Origin of the sequence: Streptacidiphilus sp. MAP12-33 (genome assembly GCF_041261265.1) — a bacterium.
Taxonomy (GTDB): domain Bacteria; phylum Actinomycetota; class Actinomycetes; order Streptomycetales; family Streptomycetaceae; genus Streptacidiphilus.
In genome coordinates this window covers 82,081-98,389 of sequence record NZ_JBGCCA010000022.1, presented here as the reverse complement: position 1 = coordinate 98,389, position 16,309 = coordinate 82,081, and the positions used below count along the sequence as shown (strand labels likewise).

At 73.6% G+C, this 16,309-nt stretch carries 11 protein-coding genes; 7 read left to right on the top strand and 4 right to left on the bottom strand.

What is annotated here, in order from left to right:
• Positions 1 to 16 precede the first annotated feature (16 nt).
• From ABH931_RS22170 to ABH931_RS22155, 4 genes are all read right to left on the bottom strand, one after another.
• Positions 17 to 2,386 carry a DUF3488 and transglutaminase-like domain-containing protein gene (locus ABH931_RS22170; RefSeq protein WP_370115889.1) on the bottom strand — a complete coding sequence of 790 codons (2,370 nt, stop codon included), beginning with the start codon at positions 2,384 to 2,386 and terminating at the stop codon, positions 17 to 19.
• Between the two features lie 63 nt (positions 2,387 to 2,449).
• Complete coding sequence (locus ABH931_RS22165) at positions 2,450 to 3,928, bottom strand: DUF58 domain-containing protein (RefSeq protein ID WP_370115886.1); 1,479 nt, start codon at positions 3,926 to 3,928, stop codon at positions 2,450 to 2,452.
• A 3-nt stretch (positions 3,929 to 3,931) separates the two neighbouring features.
• Positions 3,932 to 4,882, bottom strand: a complete 951-nt coding sequence (locus ABH931_RS22160; protein ID WP_370116041.1) for an AAA family ATPase — start codon at positions 4,880 to 4,882, stop codon at positions 3,932 to 3,934.
• A 297-nt stretch (positions 4,883 to 5,179) separates the two neighbouring features.
• Positions 5,180 to 5,701 (bottom strand): beta-class carbonic anhydrase, encoded by a 522-nt coding sequence (locus tag ABH931_RS22155; RefSeq protein ID WP_370115882.1) that lies wholly within the window; start codon positions 5,699 to 5,701, stop codon positions 5,180 to 5,182.
• A 426-nt stretch (positions 5,702 to 6,127) separates the two neighbouring features.
• On the opposite strand from ABH931_RS22155, the gene rsmH reads away from it, so the two are divergent.
• The 7 genes from rsmH to murD all read left to right on the top strand — a co-directional run bounded on the left by rsmH (position 6,128) and on the right by murD (position 16,077).
• On the top strand, positions 6,128 to 7,099 hold the full coding sequence (rsmH, locus tag ABH931_RS22150) for a 16S rRNA (cytosine(1402)-N(4))-methyltransferase RsmH (RefSeq protein ID WP_370115878.1): 972 nt from the start codon (positions 6,128 to 6,130) through the stop codon (positions 7,097 to 7,099).
• Positions 7,100 to 7,130: 31 nt separating this feature from the next.
• A complete protein-coding gene (locus tag ABH931_RS22145; RefSeq protein ID WP_370115874.1) occupies positions 7,131 to 7,700 on the top strand; it encodes a hypothetical protein in 570 nt (189 codons plus the stop codon).
• 801 nt (positions 7,701 to 8,501) lie between these two features.
• The gene (locus tag ABH931_RS22140) at positions 8,502 to 10,379 is read left to right on the top strand and encodes a peptidoglycan D,D-transpeptidase FtsI family protein (RefSeq protein ID WP_370115870.1); all 1,878 of its coding nucleotides are present in this window, start codon (positions 8,502 to 8,504) and stop codon (positions 10,377 to 10,379) included.
• A gap of 83 nt (positions 10,380 to 10,462) precedes the next feature.
• Positions 10,463 to 12,118 carry a UDP-N-acetylmuramoyl-L-alanyl-D-glutamate--2,6-diaminopimelate ligase gene (locus ABH931_RS22135; RefSeq protein ID WP_370116039.1) on the top strand — a complete coding sequence of 552 codons (1,656 nt, stop codon included), beginning with the start codon at positions 10,463 to 10,465 and terminating at the stop codon, positions 12,116 to 12,118.
• 6 nt (positions 12,119 to 12,124) lie between these two features.
• Positions 12,125 to 13,573, top strand: a complete 1,449-nt coding sequence (gene murF, locus ABH931_RS22130) for a UDP-N-acetylmuramoyl-tripeptide--D-alanyl-D-alanine ligase (RefSeq protein WP_370115867.1) — start codon at positions 12,125 to 12,127, stop codon at positions 13,571 to 13,573.
• Positions 13,573 to 14,634 carry a phospho-N-acetylmuramoyl-pentapeptide-transferase gene (gene mraY / locus ABH931_RS22125; protein ID WP_370115864.1) on the top strand — a complete coding sequence of 354 codons (1,062 nt, stop codon included), beginning with the start codon at positions 13,573 to 13,575 and terminating at the stop codon, positions 14,632 to 14,634. Before murF ends, mraY begins: the two co-directional genes overlap by 1 nt.
• Positions 14,635 to 16,077, top strand: coding sequence for a UDP-N-acetylmuramoyl-L-alanine--D-glutamate ligase (murD, locus tag ABH931_RS22120; protein ID WP_370115860.1), 1,443 nt, complete (start codon positions 14,635 to 14,637; stop codon positions 16,075 to 16,077).
• Positions 16,078 to 16,309 lie beyond the last annotated feature (232 nt).

Genomic DNA, 16,309 nt, shown 5'->3' with positions numbered 1-16,309 from the left:
CGAACCGCAGGGCACTTCAGGACCGGGGCCGCAGTCCGCGTCGCAGCGCTGCGGCCCCGGCGCGTGCCCGGGCCGCCACGGTCGCCCGGATCCGGCGCGGCAGTGTGCGGAAGCGACGGGCCGCCGACGGCGGCAGCAGGACCGCGCGGATCCGGGTGCCCCGGTCCGCGGAGGCCGCCAGGCCCACCCGGACCTCCCGCACGTCCTGACGCAGCGACAGCGGCGTGGAGACGGCGGGCGCGTACAGGACCTGCTCGGTCGCCAGCGCCAGCCGGCCGGCCGCCGCGCTCGGCCCCGGGCCCAGCTCGCCCAGCTCGCTGATCCGGGCCGCGGTCCGGCGCGGGGTCTCCGCGTCGTCCGGCGGGATGCCGTGGTCCCAGGCGGTGTCGATCAGCTCCCGCCAGGCGGCCAGCACCTGCTGGTCGGTCAGACCCGAGGGCCCGCGCCGCAGCCGCGACCTCCGGGTGCGGCGCCGCCACAGCATCGGGGTGACCAGCAGGGCCAGCAGCAGCCCGGCAAGTGACCAGACGGCCAGCAGCAGCGGCGCGGTGGGGGAGAGCACCGACTGCGCCGGCGCGCCGCCCACGTCGGCCTGCTGACCGCAGTCACCGATCCGCTGGAACTGGGGCGGGCAGGTGGCGTGGCTGCGCGCGCCGCCCGTGGGCTGTGCGCCCGCGGTGGCGCCGTCGCTCGGGGCCGCCGAACTGCCGGGCGCGGTGTCCGCGGTGATGTACGTCGGGGTGACCGTGCCGGAGCGTGGGGTCGGCTCGAACCGCAGCCAGCCCACCCCGGAGAAGTACAGCTCCGGCCAGGCGTGGGCGTCGTGGGTGGTGACCGTCCAGGAGCCGTCGGGGTTCTGCTGGCCGGGGGTGAAGCCGACCACGACGCGGGCGGGGATGCCGAGCGAGCGGGCCATGGCCGCCATCGCCGAGGCGTAGTGGACGCAGAAGCCGGACTTGCGGGTGAGGAACTTGGCCAGCGCGTCCTGGCTGCTGTCGACGGGGACGTTGGTGTTGTAGGTGAACCCGCCGGACTGGGAGAACCAGTTCTGGAGCAGCACGGCCTTGTCGAAGGCGTCCGTGGCGCCCGCGGTCACCTTCCGGGCGTCGGTGGCGACGAGGGCGGGCAGGTCCTTGGGCAGGTAGGTGTAGGTGGTCTGGATGTCCTTGGGGGCCGGGGGCGCGCCGCGCAGCTGGTCCGGCGTCGGGCGCAGCGAGAGGCTGCGCACCTGGTAGTCCAGGCCGTGGGCGGTCTGCTCGTTGGCGCCGATGACGGTGCGGCCCTCGGGCTCCCAGCGCCAGTCGCCGGACACGGCCACGTCGGTGGCCGGGTAGGGCATCGGCAGCCACTGCTGGACATAGGAGTTCTGGGTGACGATGTGGGTGATCACGGCGGTCGACGGGACGTCGGGCTTCAGCTCGGGCGGCGCGCCGAGGGAGCTCGGCAGTCCGACCGCGCGGTGCGTGGTGGTGGTCCAGGAGACGCCGTTGAACTGGTCCAGGTCGACGATGCGCAGGTACTGGTCGCTGGGGTCGGTGGCGCTGGTGGTGTAGTCGAGGATGTCCACCGGGGTGGTCTGCTGCAGGCTCTGGGCCAGCGAGGCCAGCGGGTTGACCGCGGTGATCACCCCGCCGCCGTCGCCCGAGCCCCCGCCGTGGCCGAGACCGGTGATGATGCCCGCGCCGACGCCGGGCAGCACCAGGGGCAGCAGCAGCCCTCCGGCCACCGCGACACTCGCGATCCGCAGACCGGAGGAGGTGAGCGGGCTGGTGCCGTCGTCCGCACCGCTGCTGCCGTAGAAGATCCGGCCCCAGCGGGCGACCCGGTCCCGGCCCTCGGTCATCAGCAGGGTCAGGTAGCCCATCGTGGCGACGAGGAAGTAGAACCAGACCGCACCGGCGGGGTGGATGCCGGTGCCCACCGCGTACAGGGCCAGCAGCGGCAGGCCCGCGAGGGCGACCCGCTGGTAGGTGACCGCCACCGCGTCCACGATCAGGCCGACGCCGAGCAGGGCCAGCGTCAGCAGCAGCCGCAGGCCGACCGTCGCCGGCGCCGGTGTGGCGAAGTGGGACATGTCGTCCACGCCGGAGGCGAGGTCGTCGCCTAGCTGCCGGACCGCCTCGGGCCCCGGCAGGAACCGTCCCACGGCCTCGCCTGAGGCGAAGGCGAAGGTGACCAGCAGCACGCCGACCAGCAGCTGGAGCAGCACCACGACCGGTCGCGGCAGCGCGAGCCGGCGGGCGCCCACGCCTGCGGCCACGATCAGCGCCAGCAGGAAGGCCGCCTCGACGATCCAGCTGCTCGGCTCGACCAGCGGCCACAGGCACAGCGCGGTGAGCACGGTGGCCGTCGCGGCGGCCACGGCGATCCGGGTGCGCCCGTTCATCGCTCGATCCCCATGTCTCTCACGTCGTGAATGTCACGAGCCCGCCTGTCACGCGCACGCATGTCACACGCCCCCGTCGGTGGCGGCGGCCGGCGCGCCGGACGGCATGACCGGGCGCGCCGAGGCGGCGCCGCCGGCCCGGGCCAGCAACCGCCACAGCTCCGGCAGCGAGTCGCCGCTGCTCGCGGGCAGGACCCGCCAACCGGCCTGGCGCAGCAGCCGTTCGTGGCGCTCGCGGCGGGTGTCCAGGTCCTCCGCCGGGGCCGTCTCGGCCTCGGCGTCGCCGCCGGTGGCGGCGCCGTTCCCCTGCCCGTTGCCGTTGCCGTTGCCGTTGCCGTTGCCGTTTGCGCCGGAGCCGAGGCCGCGCAGCAGGGTCCAGCTGTCGGCGTCCAGCAGCAGCGCCACGGCGGACCCGGTGCGGCGGCGCAGCCGGGACAGTTCCGCGAGCTGCTCGTCCTCCAGGGTGCCGAGGATCGCGATGAGCAGGCCCTCGCCGCCCAGCCGCAGCACCTCCTCGGCCCGGGACAGGCCCTGGCCGTCGGAGAGCTCGACGACCGCGAGCCGGTCCAGCATCGCGCCGGCCGCCTCGGTCGTGCCGCCGCCCGCGAGCGCGGTGTTCGCGGACGCCGGGGAGCCGGACGCGGTGGACTGCTCGCCGGTGTCGGTCAGCAACCGCACCTCGTAGCCGCGCTCCAGAAGGTGCAGCGCGACGGACGCGGCGGCACTGACGGCCCACTCGAAGGAGGAGGCCGGGCCCGAGCCGCGGTGGCCGCGGTATCGGGTGTCCAGCAGCACGGTGGCGTGGTGGCGCAGCGGCTGCTCCTCGCGGCGCACCATCAGCTCGCCGTACTTGGCGGTGGAGCGCCAGTGCACCCGTCGCAGGTCGTCGCCGTGCCGGTACTCGCGCGGCACCACGTCGTCCTCGCCGGCCAGCGCGACCGCGCGGGCCTGACTGTCGCCGAAGCCGGACCACTCGCCGACCAGCTTGAGCGTCGGCAGTGTCTGCACCTGCGGCACCACCGTCAGCAGGTCCGCGGCGGTGAACGAGCGGGTCAGCTCGCACAGCCCGAACGGGTCGCCCAGGCGCAGCTGGAGCGGGCCCAGCGGGTAGCGTCCACGCAGGTCGGAGCGGACCCGGTAGGACACCTCGCGGTAGCCGCGCGGCTCGACCCGGTCCAGCACGAAGCGCGGACGCGGCCCGAGCACGTACGGCACCCGGTCCTCCAGCATCAGCAGTCCGGTGCGGACCCTGGAGACGTTGTCGACCCGCAGGCTGACCCGGGCCTCCTGCCCGGCCGGGGTGCGCGAGGGCGTCAGCGACCGTCCGCTGGCGACCCGGTAGCGGGTGCGCACCAGCATCGCGACGCTGCCCAGCGGCAGGGCCGACAGCAGCAGCCCCACCTGGAGCAGCGCGAACTGCCCGAGCAGGTAGGCGCAGAACACCGCCGTCAGTCCCGCCGCGAGGAAGCAGCGGCCCCGGGTGGTCAGTCCGTGCAGGGCCAGCCGGACGGCGCCCGGCTCACGAACAGCCCTCGGCGGCACGGCTCAGCGCCCCCCGGTCAGCTGGGGGATGGGGACGCTGCGGACGAGGTCGCGGACCACGTCCTCGGCGCTGCGCCGGCCCAGCTGGGTCTCGGCGGTGGGCAGCACCCGGTGCGCGAGCACCGGGACGGCGAGCCGCTGCAGGTCGTCCGGGATGACGTACTCCCGTCCGTCCAGCGCGGCGGTGGCGCGGGCGGCGCGCAGCAGGTGCAGCGTCGCGCGCGGCGAGGCGCCGAGGCGCAGCTCCGAGCTGGCGCGGGTGGCCGCGACCAGGGCGACGGCGTAGCGCCGCAGGTCCTCGGCGACGTGGACCCTGCGGACCACCTCGACCAGCTTCAGCACGTCGTCGGTGTGCGCGACCGGCTGCAGGTTGGCCAGCGGGTTGGCGCCGCCGTGCACGTCCAGCATCTGCACCTCGGCGTCGGCGCTCGGGTAGCCGATGGAGATCCGCGCCATGAAGCGGTCGCGCTGGGCCTCGGGGAGGGGGTAGGTGCCCTCCATCTCGATCGGGTTCTGCGTGGCCACCACCATGAACGGCGAGGGCAGCTGGTAGCTGACGCCGTCGACGGTGACCTGCTTCTCCTCCATCGACTCCAGCAGCGCGGACTGGGTCTTCGGAGAGGCGCGGTTGATCTCGTCGCCGACGACGATCTGCGCGAAGATCGCGCCCGGCTTGAACTCGAACTCGCGCCGGTTCTGGTCGAAGACGTTGGTGCCGGTGATGTCGGACGGCAGCAGGTCAGGGGTGAACTGGATGCGCCGCACGGTGCAGTCGATGGACCGGGCCAGCGCCTTGGCCAGCATGGTCTTGCCGACGCCGGGCACGTCCTCGATCAGCAGGTGCCCCTCGGCCAGCAGCACCGTCAGGGCCAGGTGGACCGCCTCGGGCTTGCCCTCCAGCACGCTCTCGACGGAGGCGCGGATGCGCCCGACGACTGCGTCGAGCTCGGCCAGGCCGGCCCCCGGCGCGACAGGCTGCGGCGGGTTGTGCCCGTCCGGCCCGTGGCGGTCGGCTCCGCGCAGATCGTCGAAGCGGTTGTCGAAGGTCGTCACCCGGCAGCTCCTCGGCCCGTCCCGTCCACCCGCGGGCCTGCGGCCCGGGGATCCCCGTCGAGCGACCCCGGCCCCAGGCCCGTCTCCAGCCTCTGGCGGGGGTGCTCGAAGGCATTGTTCCCTGTGGGCCGGGTTTGCGTCACTCGACTGACTGACAAGGGGCGATTTGCGGTAAAGATCATGACTCCGCCAGAGCCGTTACGGGAGGACCTCCCGCAGCAGGCCGGTGCCCACGTCGAAGACGAATCCGCGGATGTCGTCCTGGTGCGGCAGGAACGGGGAGGTGCGGACACGGGCCATGGACTGGCGGACGTCCTGGTCGAGGTCGGTGAACGACTCCAGTGCCCAGGAGGGGCGGATGCCCACCTCCTCCTCCAGTTCGACGCGGAAGTCCTCGGTGAGGTTCAGCAGGCCGCAGCCGGTGTGGTGGATCAGGGCGATCGAGCGGGTGCCGAGCGCGCGCTGGGAGACGGTCAGCGAGCGGATGGTGTCGTCGGTGACGACGCCGCCCGCGTTGCGGATGATGTGGCAGTCGCCGAGCTCCAGCCCGAGGGCCGCGTGCACGTCGAGCCGGGCGTCCATGCAGGCCACCACCGCGACACGCTGGACCGGGCGGGCGTCCATCCCGCCGTCCCGGTAGCGCTCGGCGTAGCTGCGGTTGCGGGCGACGAAGCTGTCGATGATCGACTCGCCGGGACCGGGCGTGGGCGTCGTGGTCATACATATGACCGTACGGGGATTCCCTGTGGCCGGAAGGGCGAGAATACCGGGGAGCCGCGCGCGGGGCCGCCGCGCCGGGGGCGCGCCCGGGTGGCTCGTGCGCCCCCAGGTGGGCCGGAATCCTCGCTGACCAGCGGTTTCCCGGTTCACCCGGGCGGAGCGAGGGCCGTGCCATTCGATTGACCGGGGGGTGCCGTGGAGTAGAGTGGCGCGACGTCGAGGGAGTGTCAGATGCGACTCTCCGTGCCGACGTGAACATCCGGACATGAACGAAAGAGCATGAGGGCCCGTACCTTCCGGCCTCCACCCGCTCGGCCCCGCGCGAGGCCACCCGCTGACGCCCCTTCCCCGGCGCCAGAGGGCCCACGGCCGCGCGGCGAGCGGGCGGGGACCAGTGGGTGCGGGCCCCGGTAGAGAGGCCCCCCGATGAGCTCCGCCGCGGACAACGCGAAGCACGTCCCGGTACTGCTCCGGCGCACCCTGGAGGTGCTGGCCCCGGCGCTTTCCGCCCCGGGCGCCGTCGTCGTCGACACCACGCTCGGCCTCGGCGGCCACAGTGAGGCGCTGTTGCGCGAGTTCCCCGAGGCCCGGCTGGTCGCCATCGACCGCGACCCCGAGGCGCTGCGGCTGGCCGGCGAGCGGCTCGCGCCCTTCGGCCACCGCGCCACGCTCGTGCACGCCGTCTACGACGAGCTGCCCGAGGTGCTGGAGCGGCTCGGCATCGACGAGATCCAGGGCATCCTCTTCGACCTCGGCGTCTCCAGCATGCAGCTGGACGAGGCCGACCGCGGCTTCGCCTACGCGCAGGACGCGCCGCTGGACATGCGGATGGACCAGACGGTCGGCATCAGCGCGGCCGAGGTGCTGAACACCTACTCGCACGGCGAGCTCGCCCGGATCCTCAAGGTCTACGGCGAGGAACGCTTCGCCGGGAAGATCGCCTCCGTCATCCTGCGCGAGCGCGAGAAGGAACCGTTCACCAACAGCGCGCGTCTGGTGGAGTTGGTGCGCAACGCGATCCCCGCGGCGACGCGCAGGACCGGGGGCAACCCCGCGAAGCGCACCTTCCAGGCGTTGCGGATCGAGGTCAACGGCGAGCTGTCGGTGCTGGAACGGGCGATTCCGGCGGCGCTTTCCGCGCTCGCGGTCGGCGGCCGGATCGTGGTGCTCTCCTACCACTCGCTGGAGGACAAGCTCGTCAAGGGCTTCCTGGCGGAGGGGGCCGCGACCACGGCGCCGCCCGGTCTTCCGGTCGTGCCGGAGGAGCACCAGCCGCGGTTCAAGCTGCTGACCCGCGGCGCGGAGCTGCCGACGGAGGAGGAGGTCGCGGAGAACCGCCGCGCCAAGCCCGTCCGGATGCGGGCGGCGGAGCGGATTCGCGGCCGCGCCGGCCGCTGAGGCGGGATCGGGCATCGAGGGGAGCGCGCAGGTGGCTGTCGGGAGGGGTGCGGGAACGCGACGACCGGGCAGGCGGGCCGGACGCGGACCGTTCGCGGCACTGGTCATGGTGCTGCTGGCCGGTGGGCTGGTGGCGCTGCTGATGCTGAACACGGCGCTGAGCCAGGACTCATTCACGGTGCAGAAGCTGCAACGGCAGACGACACAGCTGACCAACGAGCAGCAGGGTCTGCAGCAGCAGATCGACGGCTGGTCCGCGCCGGACGCGCTCGCGGCGCGGGCGCGCCAGATGGGCATGGTCCCGGCGGGCAACCCCGCGTTCGTCACCGACAGCGGCAAGGTCCTCGGCGACCCGAGCCAACTCCCGGCCGCGCCCTCGCCCCTGCCGACACCCCCGGCCTCGCCGTCGCCTTCACCCTCCGGGTCCGGTTCACCCTCGCCCTCCGCCTCCGGCCACGCGCCGACCCCGCACACGGCGGGCACGCCGACCTCCCACACGGCGGGGACGCCGACTTCCCACACGGCGGGGACGCCGGCCTCCCACACGGCGGGCACGCCCGCCGCCGCCCATGCGGCCCACCCGACCCCGTCCGGCCACTGACGGAGCGACCTCACCATGCCCCAACCTCCCCGCGACCCCGACCGCGACGGCGCCTCCCCGCGCCGCCCCCGCCCCGACGCCCGCGCTCCGCGCGGGAGCGAGGGCCCCCGCCCGCGCAACGCGGCCCCCGGCGGCGCTCCGCGCGAATCGGACCGCCAGCCCCGCGCCCCGCGCGGCGGCGAGGGCGGCGCCGCCTCGGGCGCTCCGCGTGAATCGGACCGCCAGCCCCGCGCTCCGCGCGGCGGCGAGGGCGGCGCCTCGCGCGGCTCCGCCTCGGGCGCTCCGCGCGCCGGAGCCGGTCGCGAGCCGGACCGCCGCCCCCGCGCCCCGCGCGACACCCCGGACCGACCCGCCTCCCCCCGCGCTCCGCGCGACGAGGCGCGCGGCTCCTCCTCCGCCCGCGCTCCGCGCCGTGAGAGCGGGCGCGAGGCCGACGGGGTCGGCTGGTCCGAGGTGGCCGGATTCACCCAGCGCTCGGCCTCCAGGGACTCGCGCGACGAGGCCCGCGCTCCGCGCGACGGCTCTCGCGGATCGGCCGCGTCCCGCGCTCCCCGCGCTTCGCGCGACGAGGGGCGTGGTTCCGCCTCCTCCCGCGCTTCGCGCGACGAGGGGCGTGGTTCCGCCTCCTCCCGCGCTTCGCGCGACAGCGCGCGTGGTTCCGCCTCCTCCCGCGCTTCGCGCGGGCAGTCGGGGCGTTCGGGTTCGGGTGGGGGGCGGGTGGCTGTCGCGTCGCGGTCCGAGGCGCCGGCGCGCGGTGGGGTGCGGCCGAGGCCGCCCGGTCCGCGCAGGCCGCTCGCGGGTGTGCCCGCGCTGAAGCTCGGGGAGCCGCGCAAGCGGCTGCGGGTGATGTGGGTGGCGCTCGGGACGGTCTTCGCGCTGTTCGCCGGGCGGCTCGTGCAGCTCCAGTTCCTGGACTCCACCGCGCTCGCCGAGGAGGCCAGCGCCAACCGGTACGTGTCGACGCCGCTCGCGGCGCAGCGCGGCACCATCACCGACGCAGCCGGCGACGTGCTGGCGACGACGGTGACCGCCTACGACATCACCGCCGACCCGACCATGCTCACCCCCGAGCAGCTCCACGTCCCCGACGGCCCGGCCCAGGCCGCCGCGCTGCTCGCGCCGATCCTCGGGCAGGACCAGCAGAAGCTCCAGCAGGCGCTGACCGCGAAGAACCCGAAGACGGACATGTACCGTCTGGTCGCCAAGCAGCAGACCCCGCAGACCTGGAACCAGATCAACGCCCTGAGCAACACCCTGGCGAACAAGGCGAGCTCGGGCCACTGCCTGACGGAGAACACCCTCGCGCTCAAGGCGGGCGCGGACGGCCGCGTCGACGACGCCTGCGCCAACCCGATCGCCGCGATCTTCCACGCCCGCCACGACAAGCGCGTCTACCCGGACGGCGGCCTCGCCGCCAACGTCCTCGGCTTCGTCAACGCCGACGGCATCGGCTCCGGCGGGCTCGAGCAGCAGTACGAGAAGCTGCTCAGGGGCGTCGACGGCAAGCAGGTGTACGCGCAGGCCAACGGCCGCGAGGTGCCGACCGCCGGAGGCCAGCACGAGACCGCGCCGGTGCCGGGGTCGAGCCTGCGGCTGACGCTGAACCGGGACATCCAGTGGGAGGCGCAGAAGGCGATCTCCGACCAGGTGACCAAGAGCCAGGCCGAGGGCGGCTACGTCATCGTCCAGGACGTACAGACCGGCCGGGTCCTGGCCATGGCCACCGCGCCCGGCTTCGACCCCAACGACCTGGCCCACGCCAACCCGGACGCGATCGGCAACACCGCCCTCAGCGACGCCTACGAGCCGGGCTCGGTCAGCAAGCTGATGACGATGGCGGCGGTGCTCCAGCAGAACGTGGCGACGCCCGAGACGCACGTGACCGTGCCGGGCGCGCTGCCGCGCGCGGACCGGGTCTTCCACGACGACGTCGCCCACGGCACCGAGCAGCTGACGCTCAACGGCGTGCTGGCCCAGTCCTCGAACATCGGCACGATCCTGGCCGCCGAGCACCTGGGCAGCACCCAGAGCCAGGCCAACCAGGTGCTCTACGACTACCTGACCAAGTTCGGCATCGGCCAGCCCTCGGGGCTGGGCTTCCCGGGCGAGACACAGGGCATCCTGCCGCCGCCGCAGAAGTGGAACGGCTCGCAGCAGTACACCATCCCCTTCGGCCAGGGCCTGGCCGTGAACGCGTTGCAGACCACCTCCGTCTACTCGACCATCGCCAACGGCGGCGTGCGGGTCGCGCCGACGCTGGTGGAGGGGATCACCGGCCCCGACGGCCGCTACACGCCGACCCCGACGCCGCAGAGCACCCGGGTGGTCAGCGTGGGCGTGGCCGAGCAACTGGCCGACATGCTGCAGTCGGTCGTCGGCAGCGAGCAGGGCACCGGCACGATGGCGCAGATCCCCGGCTATCTGGTGGCCGGCAAGACGGGCACCGCCAACAGGGCCACGGGCAACGGCTACAGCGGCTACACGGCCTCCTTCATCGGCTTCGCGCCGGCGGACAAGCCGCGGCTGACGGTCTCCTGCGTGATCCAGAAGCCGGTCGGCGCCCACTTCGGCGGCCAGCTGTGCGGGCCGGTCTTCAAGCAGGTGATGGAGTTCGCGCTGAAGACCCTCGACGTCCCGCCGACCGGCGCCGCGGCCGCCAACCTGCCGGTCAACTGGTGACGCGGCGTCCCGGGGGGTGACCGGCGGCTCAGAGACGACTCCAAGGATGGCGATACCCTCACATGACCAGCACGGACGGCGGCATGAACATGGCAATGAACTCCCCACTTGGCTCCGAGCGCACCGGTACGGGTAACCTCACCGCCGTGCCCCATCGTGATCAGCCCTCGCTCCGTCCCCGCGCCACCGACGGCCTCGCCCTCGCGCAGGTCGCCGCGCTGCTCGGAGTGGACGTGACCGAGGCCGCGGACGCGCGGGTCACCGGCATCACCCACGACTCGCGTGCCGTCCGTCCGGGGGACCTCTACGCCGCGCTGCCCGGCGCCAACGCCCACGGCGCGGACTTCGCCCCGCAGGCCGTCGCCGCCGGCGCCGTCGCGCTGCTGACCGACCCCGCGGGCGCCGAGCGCGCCGCCGACGCCGGAGTCCCGCTGCTCGTCGTCGAGCAGCCCCGGGCCCGTGTCGGCGAGCTGGCCGCCGCGGTCTACGGGCGCGCCGCCGAGCAGCTGCTGTCCATCGGCGTCACCGGGACCAGCGGCAAGACCACCACCGCCTACCTGATCGAGGGCGCACTGCGTGGCGCCGGCCGCACCCCCGGCCTGCTCGGCACCGTCGAGATGCGCGTCGGCGAGACGCGGATCAAGAGCGAGCGGACCACCCCCGAGGCCACCGACCTGCACGCGGTCCTCGCGATGATGCGCGAGGCGGGCGCGGACGCGGTCGCCATGGAGGTCTCCAGCCACGCCCTGGTCTTCGGCCGGGTCGACGGCGTGGTCTACGACGTCGCGGTCTTCAACAACCTGACGCCGGAGCATCTCGACTTCCACCCCGACATGGACGACTACTTCCGGGCCAAGGCGCAGCTGTTCACCCCGCGCCGGGCCCGCGTCGGCGTCGTCAACCTCGACGACCGCTACGGCCGCCGCCTGGTCACCGAGGCGACGATCCCCGTCGTCACCTACTCCGCCACCGGCGACCCGGACGCCGACTGGCGTGCCGAGCAGGTGCACCTGGGTCAGGCCGACTCGCACTTCCGCGTGGTGGGCCCGGACGGCCTCGTCGCCGACGCCTCCTCGCCGCTGCCGGGCCCCTTCAACGTCGCCAACGCGCTGGCCGCCATCGCCGCCGCCGTCACCGCCGGGCTGCCGCTGGAGGCGGCCGTCGCCGGGGTCGCCGCGGTGCCGGGCGTGCCGGGCCGGATGGAGCAGGTCGACGCCGGCCAGCCCTACCTCGCCGTGGTCGACTACGCGCACAAGCCCGACGCGCTGGAGGGCGCGCTGCGCTCGCTGCGCGAGGTGACCAAGGGCCAGGTCCTGGTCGTCATCGGCTGCGGTGGCGACCGCGACCCGTTCAAGCGCGGCCCGATGGGCGCCATCGCCGCCCGCTACGCCGACACCGCCATCCTGACCAGTGACAACCCCCGCAGCGAGGACCCGCTGGCGATCCTCGCCGCGATGCTCTCCGGCGCCGTCGAGGTGCCGGAGGCCGAGCGCGGCGCGGTGCTGGTCGAGCCCGACCGGGCCCGCGCCATCGCCGAGGCCGTCGCCCGCGCCCACGCCGGGGACTCGATCCTGGTGGCCGGCAAGGGCCACGAGGTCGGCCAGTACGCCAGGGGCGAGGTCCGCCCGTTCGACGACCGTGTCGTCCTGCACGACGCCATCACGCAGCTGAGCACGAGCAGCACGAGCAGCACGAGCAGTAACAGCGCACAGTCCACCCCCAGGGACGTCGAGGAGTAGAGCCACGTGATCCCCCTGACCCTCGCGGAGGTGGCCGAGGCCACCGGAGGGACGCTCGTTGACGTACCGGACGCGCAGGCGCGCGTCACCGGACCGGTGGTCCACGACTCGCGCCAGGTCACGCCCGGCGCGCTGTTCGTCGCCGTGGCCGGCGAGCGGGTCGACGGCCACGACTTCGCCGAGCGCGCCGTCACCGGTTCCGGTGCCGTCGCGGTGCTGGCGACCCGTCCGGTCGGCGTGCCCGCCGTCGTCGTCGACGACGTGCTGGCGGCCATGGCCTCACTGGCCCACGCCGTCACCGCGCGGCTGACCGACACCACCGTCGTCGCGTTGACCGGCTCCACCGGCAAGACCAGCACCAAGGACCTGATCGCCCAGGTGCTGATGTCCAGGAGCGGGCCGGCCAAGGGCAGCACCGTCTACACCGAGGGCTCGTTCAACAACGAGATCGGCTTCCCGCTGACCGCGCTCAAGGCGGAGCAGCACACCGAGTTCCTGGTGCTGGAGATGGGCGCCCGCGGCAAGGGCCACATCGCCGAGCTGTGCTCGATCACCCGGCCCAAGGTCGGCCTGGTCATCAACGTCGGCACCGCCCACCTGGGCGAGTTCGGCAGCCGCGAGGGCATCGCCGAGGCCAAGGGCGAGCTGGTCGAGTCGCTCCCCGCCGACGGGGTCGCCGTGCTGAACGGCGACGACCCGATGGTCCGCGCCATGGCCGCGCGCACCGCCGCCCGCGTCGTCTTCTACGGCCAGGCCTCGGACGCCACCGTGCGGGCCGAGGATGTCCGTTTCGACGGGCTCCAGCGGGCCTCGTTCACCTTGAGCACACCCTCCGGTTCCGCACCGGTGGCCCTGAAGCTCTACGGTGAGCACCACGTGACGAACGCCCTGGCCGCCGCCGCGGTCGCGACCGTGTGCGGGCTGGGCGTCGAGACGATCGCCGCCGCCCTGAGCGAGGCCGGGAGCCTGTCCAAGTGGCGGATGGAGCTCACGGAGCGCCCGGACGGCGTCACCGTGATCAACGACGCGTACAACGCCAACCCCGACTCGATGCGGGCCGCCCTGCGCGCGCTCGCCGCGATCGGTGGGAGGGGACCCGACGCCCGCCGCACCTGGGCGGTCCTCGGGGAGATGCGGGAACTCGGTGAGGACTCACTCACCGAACACGATGCCGTGGGCCGGCTCGCGGTCCGGCTGAACATCGCGACCCTGGTCGCGGTGGGCGGCCGGGAAGCGGCCTGCATGGAGCTGGGCGCGAGGAACGAAGGTTCGTGGGGTGAGGAATCGGTGCTGGTGCCCGACGCGGATAGCGCGATCGAGCTGCTCCGGGAGCAGGTCCGGCCGGGGGACGTGGTCCTGGTGAAGGCGTCCCGTTCGGTGGGGCTGGAGAAGGTCGCTGCCGCTCTGCTGGCGCACGACGCGCCGTCCGGCGCGGCGGGGGAGGCTGGTCGTTGATGAAGGCGATCCTCATCGCCTCGGCGATCGGACTGTTCCTGTCGCTGGTCGGCACCCCGATCCTGATCCGGATCCTGGCCCGCCACGGCTACGGGCAGATGATCCGCGACGACGGCCCCCAGGCGCACCACAGCAAGCGCGGCACGCCCACCATGGGTGGTATCGCCTTCATCCTGGCGACCCTGATCGCGTACCTGCTCACGCACGTGATCATGGGGAGCGAGTTCACGGCCTCCGGCCTGCTGGTGCTCTTCCTCTTCGCGGGAATGGGCCTGGTCGGCTTCCTCGACGACTACATCAAGATCGTCAAGCAGCGCTCGCTCGGCCTGCGGGCCAAGGCCAAGATGGCCGGCCAGCTGATCGTCGGCATCATCTTCGCGGTCGGCGCGCTGCGCTTCCCCGACCACGCCGGGACGACGCCCGCGTCGACCAAGCTCTCCTTCGTGACCGACTTCGGCTGGTCGCTCGGCCCCGTGCTGTTCGCCATCTGGGCGATCTTCATGATCCTGGCCATGTCCAACGGCGTGAACCTCACCGACGGTCTGGACGGCCTGGCCACCGGCGCCTCGGTGATGGTCTTCGGCGCCTACGTCTTCATCGGCATCTGGGAGTACGGCCAGAACTGCGCCTCCATGGCCACGGCCGGCGCGCAGTGCTACCAGGTCCGTGACCCGCTCGACCTCGCGGTGGTCGCCGCCGCGCTGATGGGCGCCTGCTTCGGCTTCCTGTGGTGGAACACCTCGCCCGCCAAGATCTTCATGGGTGACACCGGGTCGCTCGCCCTCGGTGGCGCGCTGGCCGGTCTGGCGATCTTCTCCCACACCGAGATGCTGCTCGCCATCCTCGGCGGCCTCTTCGTGCTGATCACCCTGTCCGTGATCATCCAGGTGGGCTCGTTCCGGATGACCGGCAAGCGCGTCTTCAAGATGGCACCACTCCAGCACCACTTCGAGTTGAAGGGCTGGTCGGAGGTGCTCATCGTGGTCCGCTTCTGGATCATTCAGGGACTGTGCGTCGCCGTCGGCCTCGGTCTCTTCTACGCTGGCTGGGTTACGTCGTAGATGAGCAGCGGTGAGGGCATGGACGGGATGAACTGGGAGAACCTGCACGTCACGGTGGCCGGGCTGGGCGTCTCCGGCGTCCCCGCGGCCAGGGTGCTGCACGGCCTCGGCGCGGTGGTCACCGTCGTCGACGGCGGCGACGGCCCGCGGCAGCAGGCCCAGGCCGAGGAACTGCGCGAGCTCGGCGTCACCGTCCGCCTCGGTGACGGCGACTCCCTGCCCGACGACACCGAGCTGATCGTCACCGCTCCCGGCTGGCCGCCGTACTCGCCGCTCTTCCAGGCGGCGGAGAAGCTGGACATCCCGATCTGGGGCGACGTCGAGCTCGCCTGGCGCCTGCGCCGCCCGCACCCGGCCACGGGCGAGCCGGCCCCCTGGCTCGCGATCACCGGCACGAACGGCAAGACCACGACGGTCCGGATGCTCGCCTCGATCCTGACGGCCGCCGGCAAGCGCACGGCCGCCGTCGGCAACGTCGGCGTCTCGGTGCTCGACGCGGTACTGGCGGAGGAGCCGTACGACGTCCTGGCGGTCGAGCTCTCCAGCTACCAGCTGCACTGGGCGCCGAGCGTGCACCCCTACTCGGCGGTCGTGCTCAACATCGCTCCCGACCACCTGGACTGGCACGGCTCCATGGAGGCCTACGCGGCCGACAAGGGCCGGATCTACGAGGGCAACGTCGTCGCCTGCGTGTACAACGTCGCCGACCCGGCGACCGAGCAGCTGGTGCGCGAGGCCGAGGTCGAGGAGGGCTGCCGCGCCGTCGGCTTCACCCTCGGCGCGCCGGCGCTCGCCCAGCTGGGCGTGGTCGACGGCCTGCTGGTCGACCGCGCGTTCATCCCGGACCGCCGCCACGCGGCGGCCGAGCTGGCCTCCGTCGAGGACGTCCAGCCCAGCGCCCCGCACAACATCGCCGACGCGCTGGCCGCGGCCGCCCTGGCGCGGGCGTACGGCGTCGAGCCGCGGGCGGTGCGGGACGGCCTGCGCGCGTTCCGTCCGGACGCCCACCGCATCGCCTTCGTGGCGGAGGTGGACGGCGTCGCCTACGTCGACGACTCCAAGGCGACGAACCCGCACGCGGCGGCGGCCTCGCTCGCGGCGTACGAGTCCGTGGTCTGGATCGCGGGCGGCCTCGCCAAGGGCGCGGAGATGGACGACCTCGTCGCCACCGCGGCCCCGCGCCTGCGCGCGGCCGTCCTCATGGGCGCGGACCGCGCGGTCATCCGCGCGGCGCTCGACACCCACGCGCCGCACGTCCCGGTCTTCGAGCTCCCCGACGGCGTCGTCGGCGCCGCGGCGATGGACGCGGTCGTCAACGCGGCGGCGGGCTTCGCCGAGTCGGGCGACACGGTCCTCCTCGCGCCCGCCTGCGCGTCGATGGACATGTTCACGAATTACGGCGAACGCGGCGACCTCTTCGCCGCCGCGGTGCACGCACTGTAGTTGCACCACCCAGGGGCGCGGGGAACTGCGCGAGACACCACTGATGAGCGGATGGCCCTGAACGTTCGGGGCCCTACCTGCGCGGGTGGCTTGTCACGCAGTTCCTCGCGCCCCTGGAGGTTGCAGCCGGCTGCGGTGGCTTCGCTGACCCGGTCGCGCTCACGCGGCGGAGCCGCGAATCGGTGGAGCCTCGCGCCCCTGGAGGTTGCAGCCGGCTGCGGTGGCTTCGCTG